The 22919-nt window shown below is 62.0% G+C and carries 17 protein-coding genes, 1 CRISPR repeat array and 2 riboswitches (1 of these 20 running past the window's edge); of the genes, 7 read left to right on the plus strand and 10 right to left on the minus strand.

Translation table 11 applies throughout. The annotated features are described in order from the left end of the window. Positions 1–815: direct repeats of the CRISPR family, unit length 36 nt; unit sequence GTTGCGGGTTGGTCGCAGGCAGGGATCAGTTACACT; it begins 1263 nt to the left of the window's first position. A 50-nt stretch (positions 816–865) separates the two neighbouring features. The 4 genes from cas2 to JSS27_17200 all read right to left on the minus strand — a co-directional run bounded on the left by cas2 (position 866) and on the right by JSS27_17200 (position 6577). Continuing rightward, positions 866–1171 (minus strand): CRISPR-associated endonuclease Cas2, encoded by a 306-nt coding sequence (gene cas2, locus JSS27_17185; protein ID MBS0210679.1) that lies wholly within the window; start codon positions 1169–1171, stop codon positions 866–868. Next, positions 1159–2100 carry a type II CRISPR-associated endonuclease Cas1 gene (gene cas1, locus JSS27_17190; GenBank protein ID MBS0210680.1) on the minus strand — a complete coding sequence of 314 codons (942 nt, stop codon included), beginning with the start codon at positions 2098–2100 and terminating at the stop codon, positions 1159–1161. The genes cas2 and cas1 overlap by 13 nt, the downstream gene beginning before the upstream one ends. 115 nt (positions 2101–2215) lie before the next feature. Continuing rightward, positions 2216–5239 carry a type II CRISPR RNA-guided endonuclease Cas9 gene (gene cas9, locus JSS27_17195; GenBank protein MBS0210681.1) on the minus strand — a complete coding sequence of 1008 codons (3024 nt, stop codon included), beginning with the start codon at positions 5237–5239 and terminating at the stop codon, positions 2216–2218. A gap of 567 nt (positions 5240–5806) precedes the next feature. After that, positions 5807–6577 carry a hypothetical protein gene (locus JSS27_17200; protein ID MBS0210682.1) on the minus strand — a complete coding sequence of 257 codons (771 nt, stop codon included), beginning with the start codon at positions 6575–6577 and terminating at the stop codon, positions 5807–5809. A gap of 221 nt (positions 6578–6798) precedes the next feature. Between JSS27_17200 and JSS27_17205 the strand changes: the two genes are divergently transcribed. Next, positions 6799–7758 (plus strand): SDR family oxidoreductase, encoded by a 960-nt coding sequence (locus tag JSS27_17205; GenBank protein ID MBS0210683.1) that lies wholly within the window; start codon positions 6799–6801, stop codon positions 7756–7758. Positions 7759–7770: 12 nt separating this feature from the next. Here the strand turns inward: JSS27_17205 and JSS27_17210 are convergent, their stop codons facing one another. Then, positions 7771–8457, minus strand: coding sequence for a DUF4157 domain-containing protein (locus JSS27_17210; protein ID MBS0210684.1), 687 nt, complete (start codon positions 8455–8457; stop codon positions 7771–7773). A 12-nt stretch (positions 8458–8469) separates the two neighbouring features. Then, positions 8470–9198 carry a hypothetical protein gene (locus JSS27_17215; protein ID MBS0210685.1) on the minus strand — a complete coding sequence of 243 codons (729 nt, stop codon included), beginning with the start codon at positions 9196–9198 and terminating at the stop codon, positions 8470–8472. Positions 9199–9447: 249 nt separating this feature from the next. Continuing rightward, a riboswitch (cobalamin riboswitch) is annotated at positions 9448–9655 on the plus strand. Positions 9656–9690: 35 nt separating this feature from the next. On the opposite strand from JSS27_17215, the gene JSS27_17220 reads away from it, so the two are divergent. Next, on the plus strand, positions 9691–11826 hold the full coding sequence (locus tag JSS27_17220) for a TonB-dependent receptor (GenBank protein ID MBS0210686.1): 2136 nt from the start codon (positions 9691–9693) through the stop codon (positions 11824–11826). A gap of 194 nt (positions 11827–12020) precedes the next feature. On the opposite strand, the gene JSS27_17225 is transcribed toward JSS27_17220, so the two are convergent. Further along, on the minus strand, positions 12021–12839 hold the full coding sequence (locus tag JSS27_17225) for an energy transducer TonB (GenBank protein MBS0210687.1): 819 nt from the start codon (positions 12837–12839) through the stop codon (positions 12021–12023). A 220-nt stretch (positions 12840–13059) separates the two neighbouring features. After that, positions 13060–13339: riboswitch (cobalamin riboswitch) on the minus strand. Positions 13340–13675: 336 nt separating this feature from the next. Here JSS27_17225 and JSS27_17230 point away from each other — a divergent pair. Beyond that, complete coding sequence (locus JSS27_17230; GenBank protein MBS0210688.1) at positions 13676–14869, plus strand: DUF1559 domain-containing protein; 1194 nt, start codon at positions 13676–13678, stop codon at positions 14867–14869. 144 nt (positions 14870–15013) lie between these two features. Here JSS27_17230 and JSS27_17235 read toward each other — a convergent pair whose 3' ends face one another. After that, on the minus strand, positions 15014–15481 hold the full coding sequence (locus tag JSS27_17235; GenBank protein MBS0210689.1) for a hypothetical protein: 468 nt from the start codon (positions 15479–15481) through the stop codon (positions 15014–15016). Between the two features lie 255 nt (positions 15482–15736). On the opposite strand from JSS27_17235, the gene JSS27_17240 reads away from it, so the two are divergent. The 3 genes from JSS27_17240 (at position 15737) to JSS27_17250 (ending at position 18237) form a co-directional block, all read left to right on the plus strand. After that, on the plus strand, positions 15737–16081 hold the full coding sequence (locus tag JSS27_17240; protein ID MBS0210690.1) for a DUF3467 domain-containing protein: 345 nt from the start codon (positions 15737–15739) through the stop codon (positions 16079–16081). A 135-nt stretch (positions 16082–16216) separates the two neighbouring features. Continuing rightward, positions 16217–17320 (plus strand): D-TA family PLP-dependent enzyme, encoded by a 1104-nt coding sequence (locus JSS27_17245; GenBank protein ID MBS0210691.1) that lies wholly within the window; start codon positions 16217–16219, stop codon positions 17318–17320. Positions 17321–17355: 35 nt separating this feature from the next. Continuing rightward, positions 17356–18237 (plus strand): recombinase RecA, encoded by an 882-nt coding sequence (locus JSS27_17250; GenBank protein MBS0210692.1) that lies wholly within the window; start codon positions 17356–17358, stop codon positions 18235–18237. Positions 18238–18293: 56 nt separating this feature from the next. Here JSS27_17250 and JSS27_17255 read toward each other — a convergent pair whose 3' ends face one another. After that, a complete protein-coding gene (locus tag JSS27_17255) occupies positions 18294–18611 on the minus strand; it encodes a tetratricopeptide repeat protein (GenBank protein MBS0210693.1) in 318 nt (105 codons plus the stop codon). Between the two features lie 338 nt (positions 18612–18949). Here JSS27_17255 and lpxA point away from each other — a divergent pair, with 338 nt between their 5' ends. Then, the gene (gene lpxA, locus JSS27_17260) at positions 18950–19801 is read left to right on the plus strand and encodes an acyl-ACP--UDP-N-acetylglucosamine O-acyltransferase (protein MBS0210694.1); all 852 of its coding nucleotides are present in this window, start codon (positions 18950–18952) and stop codon (positions 19799–19801) included. Positions 19802–20089: 288 nt separating this feature from the next. Here lpxA and JSS27_17265 read toward each other — a convergent pair whose 3' ends face one another. After that, complete coding sequence (locus tag JSS27_17265; GenBank protein MBS0210695.1) at positions 20090–22825, minus strand: pyruvate, phosphate dikinase; 2736 nt, start codon at positions 22823–22825, stop codon at positions 20090–20092. Between the last annotated feature and the right edge of the window lie 94 nt (positions 22826–22919).

A 22919-nucleotide genomic window follows, 5' to 3' on the forward strand; every position in this document is an offset into this window, starting at 1 on the left:
CGCAGGCAGGGATCAGTTACACTCGTTTGGCGTGGTCACCGATGAGCGCGACGGTTGCGGGTTGGTCGCAGGCAGGGATCAGTTACACTATCCCAATCGCGTTCTATCGGCTGCTTTTGGTTGCGGGTTGGTCGCAGGCAGGGATCAGTTACACTGACGCCAATCACGCCCGCGCCTGTCTGGCCGTTGCGGGTTGGTCGCAGGCAGGGATCAGTTACACTGAGAAGCGATCTGTCGTCTCCCTCATTATAGTTGCGGGTTGGTCGCAGGCAGGGATCAGTTACACTGGCGGCATGATCGCATGCGCGCTGACCAAGGTTGCGGGTTGGTCGCAGGCAGGGATCAGTTACACTTCGATCGCTCGACGGTAGCGCATCACATCGGTTGCGGGTTGGTCGCAGGCAGGGATCAGTTACACTACCCGCCGACCGCGCAGGTCCCGGGCTTGTGTTGCGGGTTGGTCGCAGGCAGGGATCAGTTACACTTGACCGACGCCTGGGCCGACGCGGCCTGGAGTTGCGGGTTGGTCGCAGGCAGGGATCAGTTACACTGTAGATTCGGCAACGTGACGTTCGCGCGTCGTTGCGGGTTGGTCGCAGGCAGGGATCAGTTACACTCACAGAGCGCGACGGCCGCAACCGCGGCGAGTTGCGGGTTGGTCGCAGGCAGGGATCAGTTACACTCCCAGCCGAAACGCCAGCTCGCCATCCTTCGTTGCGGGTTGGTCGCAGGCAGGGATCAGTTACACTGCCACGTCCGATCTGCCGTGCAGCGTGTCAGTTGCGGGTTGGTCGCAGGCAGGGATCAGTTACACTGTTCCCCTGCCAACTGACGGGACCAATTGGGGTTGCGCCCAATCGGTTCACTAGAAAAGTTCGAGTTGATGCCCCGGTTGCTCGGGGCGTCGACGCATTTTTCCCCAAAATATCTGCATCCTTTCAAACTGCTTGTCGGTGATGGTGAGCATGCGCACCTCGCCGTCCGGTGGCAGTCGGCCTTTCACGCGCCGTTGGTGAACCACGGCATTTTCCTCGCTGGGGCATGGCCGGCAATATACCGAGAACTGCATCCGCCGAAAGCCGTCCTCAAGCAAGAACTTGCGGAAGCGGGCATACTCGCGCCGCGCTTGCTTGGTGTCGACCGGCAGGTCGAACATCGTCACGACCCACATGCATCGGTATCCGCTGATTCGCATGGTTCGGGAATCTCCAGCCGACGGCCTTGGCCTTGGAAGCAGGCGGCAAGCGACGCGACGTAAGCGTGCAACTGCACGAACAGCGGACCTGCTCCCGTGCCGGTGCGAACCGGCAGCGTGAGCAATTCAAGCAACGCAGCTTTGGTCGGCTGGTCGAGTTCCGTCTGCCCCGCGAACGCCAATTGGCGCACGCGATCATCGACCAGCGGCCGCAACGGTTCGACCAAGTCGTCGGCCAGACAAAACGGGTTGGCTCGATGCCGATGGTGCAAGCCCCAGGCCGGCAGCAACCCGCCCGATACCAGCGCTCGCGCCACGGCGGCCCGCACAATCGCGTAGCCGTAGTTCAACATCCCGTTCAGGCCGCGTTGATCGGGATCGCGATGAAAGGGAAGCTGATCGGCCAGGCTGGCGGGCGCATTCACCAGCCACGCCGACCAATAGGCTCGCGCCGCCTGGGCCTCGATGTTGCTGGGATCGCCCGAGCGAACCTGCGTCATCAACTCGCGCATTCGCCGTGCTGGGGGCGAAGCGGGATCAAGGTTGTCGGCTTGGGCCTTGATCTTGGCACGGACAATCTGCTGCCACAGCCGCTTGCGCAGCGGGAGCGGCGCCGTGATCTGTTCGCGCAGTCGCCACACGACCTGCGAGTGGTCGCCCAGGGGCAGCAACATGCCCACGGGCAAGTGATCGCGGCCACACACGATTAGCGTGGCGTCGGCGGCGGCCAGCGAGGCCAAGGCGTGATGGGTGTAGGTCGCCTGGGGATGATCGACGACGACCACGCCAACATCTTCACAGGGAAACTGGCCGACGGTTTGTTCGCCGCGGCGGAGCAGAAGTTGATCGAGGCGGACACAGAGGTGCGCCGGCTCGCGCGAGATTTCGATCGTGCGTTTAATCACTGCGGCGGCCCCACGGCGGTAGCGAACGACCGTCCGTGGCCCGGGCTGCGAACCGATGCAAACTGAGCGCCAGGCTAATTCGCGCCCACAGGGGTTTCCAGAGGGGAGGCCAAAATCAATCGTTGGCCCACCGAATCCGGCCTAAAAGGTCAACGGTGACCTTTTTGCCGTTCAGCGTGCTGGCTTTGACGGCGTATTTCGTGGCGTCGGAACTCGGCCGCGCATCGGTGTGCGATATAAAATAGATTTGTCCTTGAATTGCCCCTGCCGTTCGGTAAACAAACAGCCCCTGGGTGCCACGGATGTCGGCCAAGATAGCCTCGTTGTAGCTCAGCGACATGAGGAAGCGTGCATCGCTTCGCTTGGGGTGAACCCGCCGAATGATCGATTCACCGGCTTGATGACGCCGAATCGCTTCGAGCATCGTCGTGGCAATCATTTCGCGTCGGGCTTTGCCCTTGGCGTCGGTGAATTCATAGATGGCAATGTGGTGGGTATTGCCAGGCTTGACCATAGCCGCGTCGCGGAGTGGTTGAATCGTCAGGTCTGCCTTCTTCAATCGCACTTTCTTGATCTGCACGCCTGACGGCATCAGCAAGGGTTCACGCCAAACCTCCTTGGATATGGACTTCTTGTCTCCCGGCTCGATGCCAAACTGCTTCAGACGCGCGACGACAATGCGGCGAATCCCCTCGTCGCGAATGTCCTCGATCATGGCCGTTGTCAGCGCCTCGAGTGGCTTGCGATAGACAAATACTCCGGCCTGTTCGGTTGGGCCGTAGAGCGTTTCTTCATGCAGCGCGCCGGCCAACTTCCGCCGCACGCGGTGCGAAACATTGATCTGATTGACGGCGCTTTCCACTTGCTCGCGAAAACCCTTCCAAGGGGCGGGCAGTTCCGTTTGGCCGCGCGAACGAGCCAGTTGTTGCAATCGCGAACGATCCAACAGGGCGATCACGATGGCATCGACGGCATGATGGCGGTGGTCGTCGCGATTCTTGCGGTCTTCCCCGCTGAGATTGAGTACCTTGTTCAGCCCCCACTGGTGACGAAGTTCGGCGGTAAGCTGCCCCTTGCTGGCCACGACGTCGACACCCAGTTTTTGCAGATAGCCGTGAACGGCCGACGTAATGTAGGCGGTGTCGTTCAACTGCCGCGCGATGAACTCATCTTGCTGGCAGGACTTCTGACTGAAGCGAGCGCGCTTGTTGAAGGCCAATCGCGCGACGCGCTGCAATAACTCCTCATACCGATCAGGATGTTTCGCGACCAGCCATTCATGGGGCGTTTGGTTCCCTTTGGCGTCGTTTTCGCTGCGAAAGCAGACGACTTTGTTTGCCAACGAGTCATCAAGCGTGCGCGAATAGGGCAGAATATGATCGACATTCACTTCGCCCCCCAGGAGTTGCTTCTCGCTGATGACGCGGCCCGAGTAAACGCAGCAGCGATCTTGCTCTTCCCACAGCCGGTACAAATCGATCTTGGACCGCGTCGGCTTTTCACCGAATTCCGTGAGAATCTCCGCCACTCGGTCTCGTTCACGGGCGCGTTCGCGGGTATCGCGTGTGTATCGGGCGCGTTCGATGGAGTTTCCCTTCACCTCCCGGGCCAACTCGATGTGAATTGCGTCGGGCCGACCGAACTCGCGGACCACGGCGTTGACGAGCTTGCGAACTTCGTGGATCGCCTGCCGCACTAGAGGATTGGTGATGTCCGGCGGCTCGGGCAGGTACTGGCCCGCTTTGACGGGGCGTTCCCACGGCGCCAAAAAGCCAGCCAATCGCAACGCGCAGGGCGCTCCGTCCCGCGTCATCAACGGCAGCCTGCGTTCAAGGTGCGGCAACAATCGTTCGATCGTTTCGCGCCCCAGGCTGGCATACCCTTCCGGCAGCGGGGCATCGAACAACCTCGCCGCCAACTCGGCGTCGAGGCCGAATTCTTCGCCCGCGCGACGCACGAAAGTTTCTTCGTCGTCGTGGATCAGCGAGCGGACAATCGCGGTCTTGGTGGCTTCGGGTAGCTTGTGCCATTCCTTGCCGTAATACTTCTTGTTTGCCAGGATGGCGTCGGTCTTCATGCCGTCGAGCTTGTGACGATCGCCGCGTTCCAGGTTGAACGCGTCGCTTTCGAGCAAGCCGAGCAGCTTTCGCAGCTTGTCGAACTCGACGGCATCTTTTTCGGCGAGTGCAGCCAACACCTTGCCGCGCTGGTCGTCGGTAAGTTCACAGATTTCCCCGTCGCCGCGCATCACGCGCAGGTTGTTCACTTCCTGCAATACCCGAAAACGCTGCGCTGCGCGATCGGCGCGTGGACAGCGTTTCTGCTTGGGATCGTACTCGCACTGGCCCACGACGCTTTTCGGCGGTTTCAACTTGCGTTGAAAGAAGGTCAGGCCGAACAGTCCGACTTCTTGCACCGCTTGCCGCGGATCTTTGCCAATGCGCTCAGGTCTGCGCGGGTAAGTCTGTTGACCCCGACGGCCGTACTTCAACTGGTCAGTCAGCAATTCCGGGTGATAGGATTGTTGCTGCGCCCAAATCTGATCGAACTCGGCAACGAACATCGAGCGGCGTGTGTGCTTGCCCCGCAGACGCTCCAAGGGGTTCGCCGCATAGGCGGACGCCAAATGCTCGCCGAGCGTGCGATGACCAGCGGCCTTGATGTCTTGCTCCAACTGGCTGATCTCCGCCAAGGTTTTGGAGTCTTCCTTTTGTTTGTCGCGATCCCCCTTCTTGTTCGAGAGAAACCCGCGGCGCTGGTTCAGGTGAATCAAGATGCGCCCGATTTCAAACGGTTCCAGGCGCGAATCGAGCGCGCGGCTGCGCAACGAATAGGGATCGAGTTGATCGAGGCGAGCTTGTTCTTGCGGGTCGACTGGATAGAGACCAGCGCGAATCAATGCTTGTCGCACGCGTTGCTTACGCCGCGAACGGCGGGCGATTTGCCGGCGCATGCCCCGCGCAATGCGGCGGGCCTCATTCTTCGAGTGTTCCGCCCCCTGTTGGTCGCGATCGACCCCTTCAGGAAAAATCCTCGCGCCCGTGGCAACGACCTGTGACTGGTCTTCGTCGAGGTCTAACAGCGCCCAACCGATTGAATTCGAGCCAATATCCAGACCCAGTACGCGCCGCTTCGCCATTCGCCTGCCTCCTACAAAAAAACTTGACTGCCGAGCCAGAGTTGCTAATCTAAGCGGCAGTGTAACTGATCCCTGCCTGTAATTGACCTTCTCGCAACAAGAAGAAAAATTCGCAGGCAACGCTCTACGGAGCGACCAGCCGCCTTGGCAACAGGGCGGCTTTTTTTATTGCCGCATGAGAGTTGATAGACGGCTCGCCGAGCGGCTTGCGGTCAGGCTACACCCGCGCGTCTTGGGTGGCACCGATGGCTTGGCCATCGGTGTTGCGCAGCAACAAGAAACTCGATGGGCACGCGCAACCCAATGGTAACTTGCCACCCGCGCGGGACGGCGCCCGAGGTTTCTTGCGGCCTTCGGCCGCCCAGGTGCAAGCACCTGGGCCACCCCACGAGACCGCTTTTGATGGGGTTGCGTCCGGGACGCTGCTTTGACGACGCGAACGCAGCGCTCCGACGCGTTCCAAGCCGGTGGCTTTGCCACCGTTCTTGGCGGCAGAGCCGCCGGCTTGGGTGAGCAAGCGATGCACGCTTGCCAGAATCGCCCTCGACTCGGGATCGCGGCCCGAGGCTACTCGCCGGCTTCGGCGGCTGGCTTGGGCAAGTACGGCTTCTGATATTCGCGCAGGTTCACTTGCTCGAACGTCGCCAGCCAGGTGGCCGCCTCGTTCAGCCGATCTTGCTCGGCGCTCAGAATGCGCCATTGCAGTCGATGCTCGGCACGCAACGTGACATCCTTGCGAGAACCCTTGGGCGAGTGGCGCGTGGCCGTCACTTCGGTCGGCATCAAGCCCCGGCTGTCGAGGGCCGAGTTCAATTGCAGCCGCGCGAACGGCGGCAGCGAGCCGGGGCGCAGCATCGTGTTCAGCTTCGTCTGCCAGTTGATGAAGTCGGCGTACAGGTCCGCCGCGTCGGGCAGCTTGGGGGTCGTGGCCTGCACGCGATAGGTCAGCCATTCACTGGTCAGCGTCAGCTCTTGCTTCGTTGGGTCAAACTCTTCGGCGAACTTCGGCTCGGCCAGAAACGCCAGCAGCGGCACGATGCTCCGCTTCATGGTCTCGCTCTTCAGGTTATTCGTGAACGCTTCGATTTGTTCGAGCGTGACTTCGGTGCGGACCTTGCGCTCGGGATCGAGCACGACGAACTTGTTGCCCGGCGCGTCAAAGACCGTCACCTCGCGCGGATTGTCCAGAAAGTCGTAGGCCCGGCCGGCCTGGAACACGGTCGTGCTTTCGACCACGTCCTTGTCGACGTGCAATTTGCTGTAGATGCAAAAGTCGGCCGCGAACACCGACGAGGCGACGGCACAAACCACGATCGTTGCCAGAGAGCGCTTGAACATGGCGAAAGTCCAAATCCGGGGATGACGGGAGGCCCTGCCCGAGTTTCGGGCGCGGCAGGATACCTGAGGGTTATTCCGGGTGTAAACGTCAGAATCGTCGCCAGCGGCCCGTGCTATCACTTGCCCGACCCCGCCGCCATGCTAGGGTTGAATAGCGCCACAGCCTGACGCGGCTGGGGAAGGTCTGCGCAGGCGTGTCGCCCACCATCCGAGGGTCTGCAATGCGTTCGTTCCTGGTTACCGGCGGTGCTGGCTTTATAGGGTCTCATTTGACCCAGGCGCTCGTCGAGCGCGGTGACCGAGTGCGCGTCTTCGACAACCTCAGCACCGGCAAGCGGGAAAACCTGCAGGAGTTCGCGGCCGACGTCGAGTTCGTCGAGGGGGACATCACCGACCCGGCCGCCGTGGCGCGAGCCATGCGCGGCGTCGATGTGGTGTTTCACCAGGCGGCCTTGGCCTCGGTGCCCCTGAGCGTGGAACGTCCGTTGGATTGTCACGCCGCCTGCGCGACCGGGACATTGACGGTGCTCGATGCCGCGCGGCGCGCGGGGGTCAGCCGGCTGGTCTACGCGGCCAGCAGCAGCGCCTATGGCAACACGCCGACCAGCAGCAAGCGCGAGACCGATCTGCCCGCGCCGATTTCGCCGTACGGCGTCGCCAAGCTGACGGGCGAGTATTACTGCCAGGCGTTCGCCGACACTTATGGCTTCGAGACCGTCAGCCTGCGGTATTTCAACGTGTTTGGCCCGCGCCAGGATCCCGACAGCCCCTACTCGGCGGTGATTCCGCTGTTCCTGACGGCGATTCTGGCGAACAAGCGGCCGATCGTGTTTGGCGACGGCGAGCAATCGCGCGATTTCACGTTCGTGGCCAACGTGGTTCACGGCAACTTGCTGGCCGCGGACGCCTTGAACGTGTCGGGGCGCGTGTTCAATTTGGCCAATGGCCAGAGCATCAGCCTGTTGCGATTGCTGGCCGCGTTGAACGAGCAACTGGGCACGCAGGTCGAGCCGATTCACCAGCCGCCACGCGCTGGCGATGTGCGCGAGAGCCAGGCTGACATCACCCAAGCTCGCGCCGCGTTGGGCTACGAACCGCAGGTTGGCTTCGACGAGGGGATTCGCCGCTCGATCGATTACTACCGAGCGCTGGTCGAACGCCGGCTGGCCGCGGCACGCTAGCGCCGCGAGGTTCTATTTCGCCGCTGGAACCAGTTCGTCGATATAGTCGGCCCACAGTCGATCGACGCTCTTGCCGGTCAAGCGCCGGAAGGTTTCGTAGTCGTATTTCCCGTTTCGCAGCGCGCGATTCAACTCGGGCACGACGTTCGCCCCGTGCCGCTTCTCGACCCAGCCGAGAAACAAACCGCCGGTCTTGTAACCGTCGCGATAGTTTTGTCTTAGCGGGTCGAGGTGCGTAGGCCCGGCTTGCGGTTCGTAATGGACGTAGCGCACGTAGTCGGCAATTGACTCGACCAGCCAGGGCGCGCCGCCGCGCGGATAGCCTTGGATGACGTGCGTCAGCTCATGCACGACCATCCCTAAATCCTCGGGATGCTTCTCGACCCAGCCGACCGAGATCGAGATCGTATTGCCGCTGGTGGCCGCGACCGCTTTCAGATTGCGCCGAAATACGAGCTTGATCTCTGCCGGACGAACGTCGCTTTGCAGAATGGCGGCGATCTTGGGCTGCCACGTACGGACCAACTCCTTGGCCTGCTCAGCCCAGGGGGCCAGATGCGGCGCTTCCGACACGTCAAAGACGAGGCTCGCAACGTGGCCCGCGTCTGGCTCTTGGCCCCATGTCGGATAAGCCGACGCCGAGGCCAGCCAAAGCCCGATCGCCAGCATTAAATAGGAACCAATTCGCAGTTCCGGCATTTGACGCGGCCCCTAGTTCGCGAAGGCCGGCGCCGCTTTCTTCTCGGCGCTCGGCGACCAGACGCGGATGTTCGACACCTTGCCCGTGTCGTCAAACGAGCCAAAGCCCAGCCAGCCGGTGCCGAATGTTTTGTCCTCGGCCACCATGATCGGCTTGGTCAGATCGTCGAAATAGACGCGAATGCTTCCGTCGCTCACCTGGCGGTGGACTCGCACGCGATGCCAGACATTCAACCCCCAGTTGTTCCCTTCGTTGCTGACCTTCGAGATCTTCAGCCGCGCCGCGTCGTTGACGATGAAGATATTGTTGGCGTGATCGTCGGCCTTGGTGGCGATGTGGGTGTAGTAATACTGCGACGGCGACTGAAACCCGAAGAAGATCACCATGTCCCGATGGCCGTACTCCTTGCCGGTTTGCAGGCAGTCGGCCTCGATCACCACGTCGCCCACGCGCAGGTCGCGGACCAGGGCAATGTTCACCGGCGAGCGATACGGCGGCTTGTACTTGCTCTGTTTGAACAGTTCGAGCGCGCCGCGGTTGTCCTCGAGCGCGTGTTTCCAGGCGGCCGCGTCGGTCATCTGAAAATCGCCCACGGCATCGGCGCTCTTGAAGTCCTGGGAATAGACCAGTTGGTAGTTCTCGGGAATCCCGGCCGGGCGTTCTTCGGCCCAGGCGGTGGCGCCCCAGGCGGCGATTCCACAAAAGGCAAGGATCAACCAGCAGGCGGCGGCCATTCGCATCGTCTTTGCAGCTCCTCAAAGGCGGCATTCGGCAGAGTGAACGGGACTGATCTTAATTCACCGAGATATTGCTTGCCACTACAACGCTTGCCACCGAACCGCACGGCAAACTTTACCTAGGCGGCGCGACGCCTAGCAAAGTTACGCCTGGCGCTCCCCAGGCGGCATCTCCCGTGGTTCGCTCAGCTTGCGCTCAATCGGCTCAAAACGATTGACCGAAAGCATCGTTACATGACCGTCATGCGTCGCTCGACGCGCGGCGGCCGTGGTCCATTTGGTTCACGTCGGAATCCAGGGAAGTGGAGTGCAAAGCTCCCGCCGCCCCGCGACTGTAAGGGTGACAACGGTCATGAAACCGCCACTGGGCATTCGACTCTCCGGAGTGCGAACGCCCGGGAAGGCAGGCCCGCGGATGACCCCCAGCCAGGATATCTGGTCCACGTGGTGTAACGAACGCGACTTTCCTCGAGGGAACAGGAAGGAGCTCCTTTCATGACTGTCTTGCTGCGCGCCCGCACTCGGGCGCTGCTGGCCGCGCTAGGCTTCTGCCTGGGTAGCGCCGATCTGGCCAGCGCTGAATCGCCCGCACAAGGCGCAACCACGTCAACGTCCGAAATCAATCTGGTCGCTCAGGAAGAACTGGCGGCGGCGCAACCGACGCCCGACGCGCCGGCGACCACCACGCCCTCGGTGCAAGGTCCGGCCACCCCGCGGCCGCAATTCAATTTGCCCGAGACCGTCGTCACCGGCACCCCCTATGGCGTGGGCGCTCCGGGCGGGGCGACGCCGGGTTCGACCGTCGTGAACAGCGCTTCGCTCGGCGGGACGCCGCTCGGTCAAGCGGGCTCATCGGTGACCGTGATCACCGCCGAGCAGATTCAGCAGCGCCGGCAGACCAGCGTGCTCGAAATGTTGCGCGGCTTGCCGGGGCTGAATGTCGTGCAATCGGGCGGACCTGGTCAGCCGGCGTCGGTGTTCATTCGCGGGGCCAGCAGCGAACAAACCAAGGTGATTCTCGACGGCATCTGGATGAACGATCCGTTGACGACGGGGCGGCTGTTCGACTTCTCGACGCTTTCGGTCGACAACATCGATCGGATTGAAGTCATTCGCGGCCCGCAAAGCACCCTCTACGGTTCCGATGCGATTGGCGGCGTGATCAACATCGTCACCAAGAAAGGAAGCGGCCCGCGCAGCTCGACCGCGACTGCCATGGGAGGCTCGTTCGGCATGGCCCGCGAGTCGTACAGCGTCAGCGGCGGCAATCAGAAGATGAATTATTCGGCGGCTGGTTCTTACTATCAGAACACGGGCATCTCGGCCGCCGATTCACGGTTGCCGGGAAACACCGACCCGAATGGATTCAACAATACGAACCTGTCGACGCGGCTGGGCTGGACGCCCACCAAGAACTTCGACGTGGAGTTCATCATGCGTTACATGCACGGCGTGTCCAAGACCGACCTGTTTGGCGGGCCGTTTGGTGATGATCCGAACGGCCATTCCGACACCGATCAGCTCTTCACGCGCACGCAACTGCATTACCGCGGCGAGGAAGAGATCTATGAAACCTGGCTCGGGTACAACACCTCGAACACGACGCGCGACTATCGCTCGGACCCCGGCCCGAACAGCACGGCCTTCCAGTTGAGCCACACCAATGGCACGACCAACATGGTCGATTGGAAAAATGCCGTACACTTGACCAAGCGCAACACCTTGTTCGCCGGCGCTAGCTACATCAGCGAATCGGGTTGTTCTTCGTTCAGCTTCTTGGATCCCGCCTTCCCGCCAGCGTTTGTTGACGTGGCGTCCCCGAGCACCATCACCGACACGGCGGTTTATTGTCAGGATCAGATTCAACTCGGCGAACGCTGGTTCACGAATGTTGGCGTGCGGCAAGACAACTACAGTCAGGCCGGCCTGGCCACCACGTATCGGCTTTCGTCGTTGTATCGAGTGCCGGGTTCCGAGACGGCGGTGCGCGGCAGCTTGGGCACTGGATTCAAAGCGCCGTCGATCTATCAGTTGTTCGACGCGCAGTTCGGCCGGCCCAATCTATTGCCCGAGCAAAGCCAGGGGTATGACTTTGGCGTCGACCAGCCGCTGTTCGACAACCAGGTGGTGCTGAGCGCGACATACTTTCGCAATCAGTTCACGAACCTGATTCAATTTCAAAGCGCCGGCTTCTCGGGTTTCTATACCAACGTGGGTCGCGCCGCGAGCGCCGGCCTGGAGTTTACGGCGTTGGTCAGGCTCGATTCGCGCACCACCCTGACCGGCATGTACACCAAGCTCGATACGCGCGACGAAGTGAACGATGTAAAGCTGCTGCGCCGGCCCGATGACGCGGCCAGCATCGGTCTCAATCGCAAATACTTTCGCGATCGAGCGAATCTGAATCTGACGGTGATGTACGTCGGCCAGCGCGACGACATCGATTACATCGGCAATCGCGTGCAGCTTGACCCGTACGTCGTCGCCTACGTGGCGGGGTCATACAACCTGACCCAACGCGTGCAGTTGTTCGGCCGCATCGACAACTTGACCGATACTCGCTACCAGGAGGTCTCGGGCTTCGGCGTGATGCCATTTTCAGGTTACGCTGGAGCCAGCGCGACCTGGTAGCTGGACTCGCGGGGCATGAACAGGGCGCTCAATCTGAGGTGCGAAAGGCCTGGCCAGCTTCCGTTCGCCGCTCGTTGCTGAACCTGCGGATTTAACCACGATGATACGACGATCACGATGTCAGATAATCTGAATCTACGTCGTGCCATCGTGATCGATTTCTTTTCCGCGGCGTTGGCCGAGCAAATCGCCATTTACTCGGCCAGTCGGAAGCGAATCGGCACGCCGATCGTGTGGTCGATCGGTTGACCGTGGCGCAAGGCCGGACGAAACCGCCAGCGCCAGATCACGTCGAGCGCCGCCGCGTCGAGCGATTCATTACCGCTCGATTCGAGCACCGTGGCGGCTTTCACCGTGCCCGTCGCCGCCACCGTGACCGACAGCAGCACCGTGCCGACGGCGCGCACTCGTCGGGCGTCGGTCGGATAGGCTGGACTCGGGTTGTAAAGCGGCGACGGCTGCCGATCGATGTCGGCCCCGGCGATCGGATCGGAACTGGGTGAAGGGTCCGAGCGCACGGCCGACGATACTTGCTCGATCTTCAACAGCGGCTCGACAATCGCCCGGGGCAGCGTCACATCCTGTTCCGAGTTCATCGTCGGGTCGCCTCCCGACTCGACCCGTTCAAGCACCGGCGTGAGCATGGCCACGGGAACATCGGACGTTGGTTCGCGCGTGGTTTCGCTTGGCGACGAAAGGCGAGTCAGATCGCGCACCCGGCTGTGCCGGGCCAGATGAAGTTCGGGGGCCAATTCCGGCGCGACCGTTTCGCGGTCGGGGGGCAGCTCGGTCGGCAGCGTGATGTCAATGGCTTCTTGTTCGCCGCGGTCGGCGTTGCCTGCGCTGGCCATCGAGGCCATCAGCGCCATCGAGTTCGGGCCGGCCTCGATCGGCAGCGCGCCGGCCGGCCGAAACAGGGCGTGGAGCACCACGGCCGCGCAGGCGACACCGACGTGAAACGCCAGGCTCACGCCCACACCGGCGGCCCAATAGCTGCGTCGAATGGTTGGCATTTCAAACACGTGAGCGTCGGTTCCCGAATGCTTTGTGCGCGAGGGGGCGCGCAGGGCACTGCGCGGCTCATTCGCGAGCGTTGGATCAAGCAAGTTGCGAGCGCCAGGGATTCATGCCGACAAATCGTGTGCGCAAGCGGAACAGGGGCGCAGCGCAGGCGACTTACCAGCCAATGAAAGCCGAGGACGCTTGGCCGCGCGCTGTCCCGAGCAGCACGTGGCACGCAAAACCGACGTTGGTAGGTCTTCTGACTTTCAGGCTGGGGCGAACCTCGCGGCACGGGCCTTGTGAGCCGTGTCGCGCTGATCGTGGGCCTCGACCCTTCTCACCGGGAGCAATTGGTCCGGTCGGAACCACGTTGCTCGGCAATGGGTTGGCGATGGAGGCGCCCTCGTAACACCTGATTACAGCGGCGGGGCCGTCCCGGAGTTACACCGGGTTCCCTGTTTGCCGGTCGGGTCCATCGACCCGGCCGGCCACCAACGTCCAGACCCGGGTTAGCCTACCCCCCGGTCGTGGCGGCGTCAACGCGGCCTGGCCTGGGAGAAGCCCCTGGAAAGCCCGCTGTTTGGCTGGCGAATCGCGGTGTCGCTCGAGGGCACGACGACCCGTCGCAAGTGGTTGATGGGAGGGTAATTCTCGTGCAAAAAAAATGGCATTCCCCAGGTCGGCTGATAGAATCAGAGGTTGAATGCATGAGGGACATGCATGCTCGGCTCGCTACGTTCGGCGGTAGGGGGGGGAATGCCCCAACCGAGATCGCGTTAGCGCTGCCCAAGAAATTCAAACGCCATTCGGCCTGCTGGTAGTCAGCAACTCGAGGAGAAACACGTTTATGGCTCGCCGCGTCAAGCGCCATGGTTTTACCCTGATCGAACTGATGGTGGTGATCGCCATCATCGCGCTGTTGGCCACGATGTCATTCCGTGGCATCACCAAGGCTCGCGAAACCGCGCGCAAGCTGCGTTGCAGCCAGCAACTGCGCGACATCGCGACCGCCTTGAATCAGTACGAAATCGATCGTCGTCAGTATCCGGGCTATCGCAACGTGTTGCTGATGACGAACAACGCCTCGTTCACCAACCCGAACAATCCGGGTCAAGGTGGCGTGAGTTGGGCGGTGCCGGTGCTGCCGTACTTGGACTACACGGCGGTATACGACGCCATGCGTACGCCGGTGACGGGATCTCCCGGCGGCAGCGGCAGTGGTTCGGGCGGCTCGGGTGGTGGTGGTACCACGGGGCCGATTGTCTCGTCGAACTATGCTCAGATCACGATCGAGAACTTCTCGTGTCCTTCGGACCCGCCATCAACGGCTGGCGGCACGCCATTGGCTTATGTGGTGAACTCGGGTTGCATCGACACGCAAGGAACCCCTCGCACCACGACGACGGCCGGCGTGCCGCGCGACTGGCCGGCGAACGGGGTGTTCTTTGATCGCTTTACGGGCAACCCGACCGCGTCGTATACCGGCAGCGGCGGCAGCCAGGCCAACACCGCGAACATGATTCCTCAAGTTCAACAGAGCAACAGCTGGATCGGCCAGCGTGACGGTCTGGTCCAGACGATCATGTTGACCGAGAATGTCGACCACGGCCAATACATGGACGTGCTGGAACAAGCGCTCGGCTGCATCTGGGATATTATGGCCCAAGTGCAAGGTAACCAGCAGTCCCAGCCCGGCAGCCCGCCGCCGCAAGCCATGCCGACCCAGCCGAACTATCGTATCAATGCGAATAAGGGCGTCGGGGCCTCGACTCAGGCGGGCTCGCTCTTTACGCAAAGCTCGGGTAGTAGCGGCTCGCCGCAGCAGTACCAATACACGCGCCCGTCGTCGATGCATATTGGCGGCGCGAACGTGGCGTACTGCGATGGCCACGTTGGCTTCTTGAATGAGCAGATGGAGTACTTCGTCTACTGCTTGCTGATGTCGGCTGACGGCAAGAACGTCAAGCAGCCCGGTCAGACTCAACCGCTGCAGAACAACTGGTTCAAGCTGCCGGTGGACGACGCCTGGGTCAACCCGTAAGGAGCCTGACGGTTTGCTGATCGCCCTGCTCGATGACGGCGGGGCTCAGCGGAACGATGAAACGCAGAGGGGCTCGGCGGCGCGAAGGCGCTGCCGAGCCCGCTTTTTTGCTCGACGCGCGTTATCCAGTTACGCGAATCGCGGCTAGTTGGCACGCAGTGGGTTGGACGTCTCGGCGGACTTGTTGAGAGGGCCAGGTTCATCAATCGGCGTTCGAAGCGGATTGATCCGCAAGCACGACTGAGGCGCGTCCTGGGCTGACGGGTTCTTGGCGGCGTCGGTTTCGACCGTGGCGACGGCTGGCACGATTGGCGAATCGTCCGAGATGACGACCGGCGCTTGGTGCGACGCCGGTTGGACGCCATCCCAAAGGGGCGCGGGGGCCGGCGTGGCCAGCCGCGCGGCCAGCGAACCCAAGGCGTGTGACACTCCGGCGGCTTTCAGGTCCGGCCTCGTCTTGTCGGCGGGCTTGGCGTACCGCACACTGCGGCGCAGCGCGTCGAGCGTTTCCTGCCGCTCGGCCGAATCATCGGCTCGCGTGAGCGATGTTGCGCCGCAAACGCCGCCGATCACCACGATGGCCATTGCCCAACGAGCGAAAGCGCGCTTCATGTTAAAACCTCGTGGGCTGGCCGACACGTCGCCGGAATTGGAAGTGGAAATCGCACGCATTGACGAATCTTGAAGAATCGCCAGCGCGAGCGAATTATCGGTACAATCGCTCCAGCTTCTTGAATTAGACCGGCGCGACAGCATGACAGCACGTTGCGAGCAACGCCGCCGCCCCCTATAAAGTCCGTTGCGCATCCGCTTTGTTCCCGCTCGGCATGGTTGCCGCTGCTAGCAAGCCACGATCAGGAGTCGACGATGTCCACAACTCCCAAGCCCGGCGACGCCGCCGCTGCGAACCAGGTGCAAGTCCGCTTTGACGAATCGAAGCTGGTGGCGATGTACGCCAATTTTGTCCGCGTCACTCCCACGCCCGAGGAGTTGGTCCTCGACTTCTGCCTGAACGCCCATCCGCTGGGGGCGACCGAGGATCCGATTCCAGTCGGCCAGCGGATTGTGATGAACTATTACTGCGCCAAGCGGATGATGATGGTCTTGCACCAGCAGTTGTCGCGCCACGAAGCGGCCTTCGGCGTGCTCGAAACCGACGTGCAGCGTCGGCTGATTCCCTCGGCCCGACAAGGGCAGCAGCGGGGCGAGTAGATAAAACCACTGGTGCGGCCTGGCCTGCTTGGCAGGCTGACGCGCGATTCGCACTGGTGGCCTAGCCACCAGTGGCGCTATGTCGGCGATGTGTTTCGATCATTGCTCCTCAGCGCTTAGGGTGCGGCGGATAATATGTCCTGGTATCACCTGACTGATCCTAGCTCGACCCCTTCGCCGGCGTTGCTGGTCTATCGCCAGCGCGTCGTGGATAACATCCAGCGGATGGTCGCCATCGCGCAGAATCCAAATCGGCTCCGCCCGCACGTCAAAACGCACAAAATGGCCGAAGTCGTCGCGCTCGAGCAGGCCGCCGGGATCGACAAGTTCAAGTGCGCGACGATCGCCGAGGCCGAGATGACCGCCCGCTGCGGCGCGGCTGACGTGTTGATCAGCTACCCGCAGGTGGGGCCGAATATCGGCCGGTTGGTCAAGTTGGCCGAGACGTTTCCCGACACGCGCTGGTCGGTCACGTTCGACAACCTGGAACAGATGCTCGCCCTGGACGAAGCCGCCGCGCCAGTCTCGGGACGCATTGAGATGCTGTTGGACCTCGACGTCGGCATGCACCGCACCGGCGTGGCGCCCGACGAAACCGCGGTGGCCTGGTATCGGCGTTTGGCCGAGGCCCGGCATGTGCGCCCCGGCGGTTTGCACCTCTATGACGGTCACATTCGCCAGCGCGACGTCGCCGAGCGTCGGGCGGCGGTCGACGAGGCCTTTGCTCCGGTGGCCGAGCTACGCACCTTTTTGAAGTCGCAATCGTTGCCGGTGCCGCGCGTGGTGGCCGGTGGTTCGTTCAGCTTTCCGATTCACGCCCATCGAGCGGACGTGGAACTGAGCCCTGGGACGACGACCTTCTGGGACCGTGGGTATGGTATAAACATTCCCGACCTGCCGTTTGAGCCGGCGGTGATGCTGCTCACCCGAGTCGTCAGCCGACAGCCCGGCAATCAGCTCTGTCTGGACCTGGGCTACAAAGCCGTCTCGGCCGATCAGGCCGACGGTCGCGTTTACTTTCCCGACTTGCCCGACGCGCGAATGGTGGGCCATAGCGAAGAGCATCTGGTCGTTGAATCGGCGGCGGGCGCGAACCTGCGGGTGGGCGACGTCCTCTACGGGATGCCGTGGCATGTCTGCCCAACCGTGGCCTTGCATGCCGAAGCGCTGGTCGTGCATCGCGGCCAGGTGATCGATCGCTGGGCTGTCGCGGCGCGCGATCGCCGCTTGACGATCTAAGTCGCTCTCATTTACTGCAAGGTTCAGCACCGCGCATGGCCGAAACTCGCTACTCGACGGGCGTTCCGGGACTCGACGACATGCTCGGCGGCGGCTTGTTGCCCGGCACGCTGACCGTGGTGCTGGGAGCGACCGGCATCGGCAAGACGCAATTGGGGGTCCACTTTGCCGCGGCCAGCGGACCAAATGAGCGACGGCGCGGCATCTTTTTCGACATGGGCTGCCGCGGCGACGCCCAGAACCATCAGCAATACGCCCGGCGGATGTATGACTGGCCGCTCGTGCCGGTCGACCCGAGCAAAGCGCCGGTGGTGGCCGATTTCTTCGCGCCTGGTCGCGCGCACGGCGACTATTTGCACGTCTTCGACTATCACGGCCGCCGCGTGACGCGCTCGGACCTGGGATTCGAGGCCTGGCAAGATTGGCAAGCCGAAATCGCCCGCAAGCTGGGGGTGACGATCGCCTTTTGCTACGGCAACTTCGTGCAAGGGGCGCGGCGGGTGGTGATCGATGGCATCGAGCCGGTCGACAAGCCAAGCGAGTCGATCCAGTTCGAGCTGTTCGAGTACCTCTACCATCAACTGTTTCGCAAGGACGCCGAGTGGGTGGCGCGCGATCTGTTCCGCGAGCATTACCGCGAATTCGCCACCGCGGCCGCCGAGCACACGTATCCGGCTGGCGAAGTGGCGAGTCTGCTGCTGGTGACCACGGCCGAGACGATGCTCGAACAGTTGATCAGCCGGCCGCTCGACGAAGGGGACACGCTGGCCAATGCCAACACGCTGATCTACCTGGGCAAATTGCGCGAAGGGAACAGTCTGAAGCGCGCGGTCTACGTGGCCAAGCATCGCGGCAGCGCGTGCAGCGATGAGATCGTACCCTTCACGATTGGCGATCGCGGCTGGCAGATGGAATAGCCTAGCGATTAGCGGTTAGCTATTAGCGATTAGACCAAGGCATAAAAAAGGCTGCGCTAGCGCCGTGGGCCGAGCATGTGGGCCCGGGCCTTGGCGTCTTCGGCTTCCTGGATGCGACCCGCACGGACGCACGTCACGCTGAGGGCCGTGAAGCTGAATGAGTCGTTGGGCTGCAATTCACAGACCCGCTGGGCGTGACGAATCGCCTCGTCGTGTTGGCCCAGCTTGCCCAGCACGATGGCCAGCTTGGAATGGGCCAGGGCAAAGGCCTCGTCCTGGGCCAGGATTTCCTGCAATTTGGCCACGGCTTCGGGGAGTTTTCCTTCGTCTTTCAGGGCGTCGGCCTGATCGACCAGTTCAAATTTGCTGGGCATGAGAATTCTTGATGGTGCTAGCAGAAGTGGGATGGATTGCGACCGCCGTTTGTGGGTATTCTACGCCCCCTTCAAGGCCGGCGGTACCAGAGAGTTGCGGAGGTTTCCGCCACGCCATGCTACCAGATGCCGGCCGCGTGAGGGGACGAAAAAGGTCGCCGACTGTTTTTCGGGTTAAGCCTGTCCGAACCGTCTAACCGATACCACCGTTAGACCGCGGCCACCGGTCACGCCGGCCCGCATCACTCGCCATGCCCGCGCGAGAGTCCTTCGACCACCGCCGTCGAAGCACACGCCACAACGGCAGTCGGGCCCGGATCGAACAAGGGATTCACGCCGTGGGCATTCATCCGCTGGCTGTGGTCGACTCACGCGCCCAGATTGGCGCGAATGTCGACATCGGACCCTTCGCCATCGTCGAAGCCGACGCCGTCATCGGCGACGACTGCACCATCGACGCCTACGCCATGATCAAGTCGGGCGTCAAGATGGGCCCGCGGAACCATGTCTTTGAACGAGCCGTCATCGGCGGCGCGCCGCAGCACCTGCGGGTGCCCGATGAGATTGGCGACGTGGTAATCGGCGAAGGCAACACGTTCCGCGAGAACGTGACGATCCACCGGGCCCTGCATGCCGGCGCGACGACTCAACTGGGCGACAATAACTTTCTGATGGTCGGCGTTCACGTCGCCCACGATTGCGTCGTGGGAAGCAACGTGATCTTCGCCAATGGCTCAATGCTGGCTGGCCACGTTACCGTGGAAGATCGGGCCTATATCTCCGGCGGCGTCGCCGTGCATCAGTTCTGCCGCGTCGGCAAGCTGGTCATGGTTGGCGGCACCGCATTGGTCACCAAGGACGTGCCTCCGTACGTCACGATTGACGGCTGTACGGGTTACGTTGTGGGGTTAAACTCCGTGGGCTTGCGCCGGGCTGGTTATACGGCCGCGCAAATTGCCGAACTCAAGGCCGCCTATCGCGTGATTTACCGCAGCAGCCTCCGCTGGCAGGAGATCATCGAACGACTCAAGGCCGAGTTCACCAACGAGCCCGCCGCCGATTACGGCCGCTTCCTGCCGCTTGTCACACGGGGCATTATTAACGAACGCCGCTTGCCGCCGGGCGTGGGTGTGAAGATCGGCGAAGAAGCCACGGTCGTGCAGAACGATTCGCAGCGGAAGGTTGGTTAATCGCGATTAGCGGTTAGCCATTAGCGATTAGACAAGAATTGCGATAAGGCCATGCAAACCCAGAGGTTTAGCTCCTGGGTTTTTTGTTGCGCAATCGGAATTTGAACCGCAAAGACGCGAAGGACGCAAAGAAGACCGTAGACACTCAAGTAATCGTTCTGTACATCTGCCCGCCGCGCATTCCCTTTGCGCTCTTTGCGTCTTTGCGGTGAAATAAAAAAGCCCAAGGAAAGAGTTCCCCTGGGCTTTGATTGTTAATACACGAGGTCGCCATCCAGCGACGCCGTGTTACTTCTTCTTGGCCTTGTCGGCCACGGCGGCTTGGGCGGCAGCCAGCCGGGCAATCGGCACGCGGAACGGCGAGCAACTGACGTAGTCGAGCCCGATCGTGTGGCAGAACACCACGCTGGCCGGATCGCCACCGTGTTCGCCGCAGATGCCGATCTTCAGATCCTTGCGGATGCTGCGACCCTTTTCCACACCTACCTTCATCAGGGCGCCAACGCCGTCCTGGTCGATCGTCTGGAACGGATCATTTGGGACGATGTCCGTTTCCTTGTAGTGGTTGATAAAGCCGCCGTAGTCGTCGCGGCTCATGCCCAAGGTGGTCTGCGTCAGGTCGTTGGTGCCAAAGCTGAAGAACTCGGCACCGCTGGCGATCTGATCGGCCACGGCACAGGCCCGCGGCACTTCGATCATCGTACCGACCAGATAGTCGACCTTCACACCGGTCTCGGCGAACACCTTGTCAGCTTGTTCGCGGATGACCTTTTCCTGGTTCTTGAACTCGGTCACAAAGCCGACCAATGGAATCATCACCTCCGGCTTCACATCGATACCCGACTTCTTGACGGCGCAGGCCGCCTCGAAGATCGCCCGCGCTTGCATGGCGGTGATTTCGGGGTAGACGATGCCCAAGCGGCAGCCGCGGTGGCCGAGCATGGGGTTCGCTTCGTGCAGTTCATGCACGCGGCGCGAAATGTAATCGACGGGGATGCCCGTCTTGGCCGCCAGGGCCGACTGGGCCGCGTGGTCGTGCGGCAGGAACTCATGCAGCGGCGGATCCAACAGGCGAATCGTCACCGGTCGGCCATTCATGGCCCGGAACAGCCCGTCAAAGTCCTTGCGCTGGAAGGGCAGCAACTTGGCCAGTGCCTTCTCGCGAGCCGGCAGGTCGGCCGCCAGGATCATCTCGCGGAACTCGTCCACGTGATCAAAGAACATGTGCTCGGTTCGGCACAGGCCGATCCCCTCGGCGCCGAACGAGACGGCTTCGCTGGCTTGCTTGGGCTCGTCCGCGTTGGTGCGAACCTTCAGCTTGCGATGCTGGTCGACCCAGGTCATCAGCTTGGCGTAACGCTGATAGACCGGCGACTCCTCGGCCTTCATCGTCTTGGTGATCAACACCTGGATGACTTCGCTGGGCTTGGTTTCGACCTTGCCCGAGAAGACTTCGCCGGTGAAGCCGTCGACGCAGATGTATTCGCCTTCTTTGAAGACCTTGCCGCCGACGGTCAGGGTAGCGGCTTCGTAGTCGATGTTCAGTTCCGATGCGCCCACGACGCAGACCTTGCCCATCTGCCGGCTGACCAGCGCGGCGTGCGAACTGGCGCCGCCGAAGGCGGTCAGAATGCCCTTGGCGGCTTTCATGCCGCGCAAGTCTTCGGGCGTGGTCTCGCGACGGACCAGAATCAATTCGACATTCGGGTTGGCGAGGAACTTCTTTTCGGCGTCATCGGCGTGGAAGACGATCTGGCCCGTGGCGGCGCCAGGGCCCGCGTTGATCCCCTTGGTCATCAAGCGGCCCGCGGCCACTGCGGCCTTCTTGCCAGCCTGATCAAACACGGGCTGCAACAACTGGTTCAAGTCGTCGGCCGGAATCCGCTTGGCCGACAACGCTTCTTCCGCGGTGATCTTGCCTTCGTCGACCAGGTCGACCGCAATCCGCACGGCCGCGAAACCGGTTCGCTTGGCGTTGCGGGTTTGCAGCATCCAGACCTTGCCACGCTCGACGGTGAACTCGATGTCCTGCACGTCCTTGTAGTGCCCTTCGAGAATCTTGCCGATGTTGTCCAACTCGGCATACGCCTTGGGCATCGCCTTGGCCAGGGTTTCCTCGATCCGTTCCGGAGTGCGGATGCCGGCCACGACGTCCTCGCCCTGGGCGTTAATCAGATAGTCGCCGCAATAGCCCGGCGTCCCCAGCGCGCCGTCGCGTGTCAGCGCCACGCCCGTCGCACAGTCGTCGCCCAGGTTGCCGAACACCATCGCCTGGACGTTGACGGCGGTGCCCCACTCGTGAGGAATGCCGTAGGTGCGGCGATACACCATCGCCCGGTCGTTCATCCAGCTATTGAACACGGCGCCGATCGCGCCCCAAACCTGCTGCTTGGGATCGTTCGGAAAGTCCTTGCCCGTGCGCTGCTTGATGGCGGCCTTGAACTCGGCGACCAGTTCCTTCAACTGGGCCACGCTCAGTTCGTTGTCGAACTTGACCTTGGCGGCGTGCTTTTTCTTTTCGAGCAGTTCCTCGAATGGATCGATGTCGGTCTTCTTCTCGGGCTTCAGGCCCAGCACTACGTCGCCGTACATCTGCACAAAGCGGCGATAGCTGTCCCAGGCGAACCGCTCGTTGCCCGAGGCCTTGGTCAGGGCCTGGACCGTGGTGTCGTTCAAGCCGATGTTCAACACCGTGTCCATCATGCCCGGCATCGAGTCGCGAGCGCCCGAGCGGCACGAGACCAACAGCGGGTTGGTCGGATCGCCGAACTTCTTGCCCATTTCCTTTTCGAGCTTGGCCATGGCCGCTTCGACCTGGCCGGCGAGTTCGGGCGGATATTGCTTGCCGTTGGCGTAGTAATACGTGCAAACGTGGGTGCCGATGGTGAAGCCGGCCGGCACGGGCAGGCCGATCTTGGTCATTTCGGCGAGGTTGGCCCCCTTGCCCCCGAGGAGTTCGCGCATCGAGGCGTCGCCGTCGGTGCCGGTTTGTCCAAACGAATAGACGTACTTCGTACTAGCCATTGACGATGGTCCTTAGCGAATTGGCGTAAATCAGATTAGCCCAACAGTTTAGTGGTGCTCGGGCCAGATCGTCAAGGAGCCGACGGCCGCCAAC

The sequence above is a fragment of the Planctomycetota bacterium genome (genome assembly GCA_018242585.1).
In the GTDB taxonomy this organism is placed as follows: Bacteria; Planctomycetota; Planctomycetia; order Pirellulales; family PNKZ01; genus JAFEBQ01.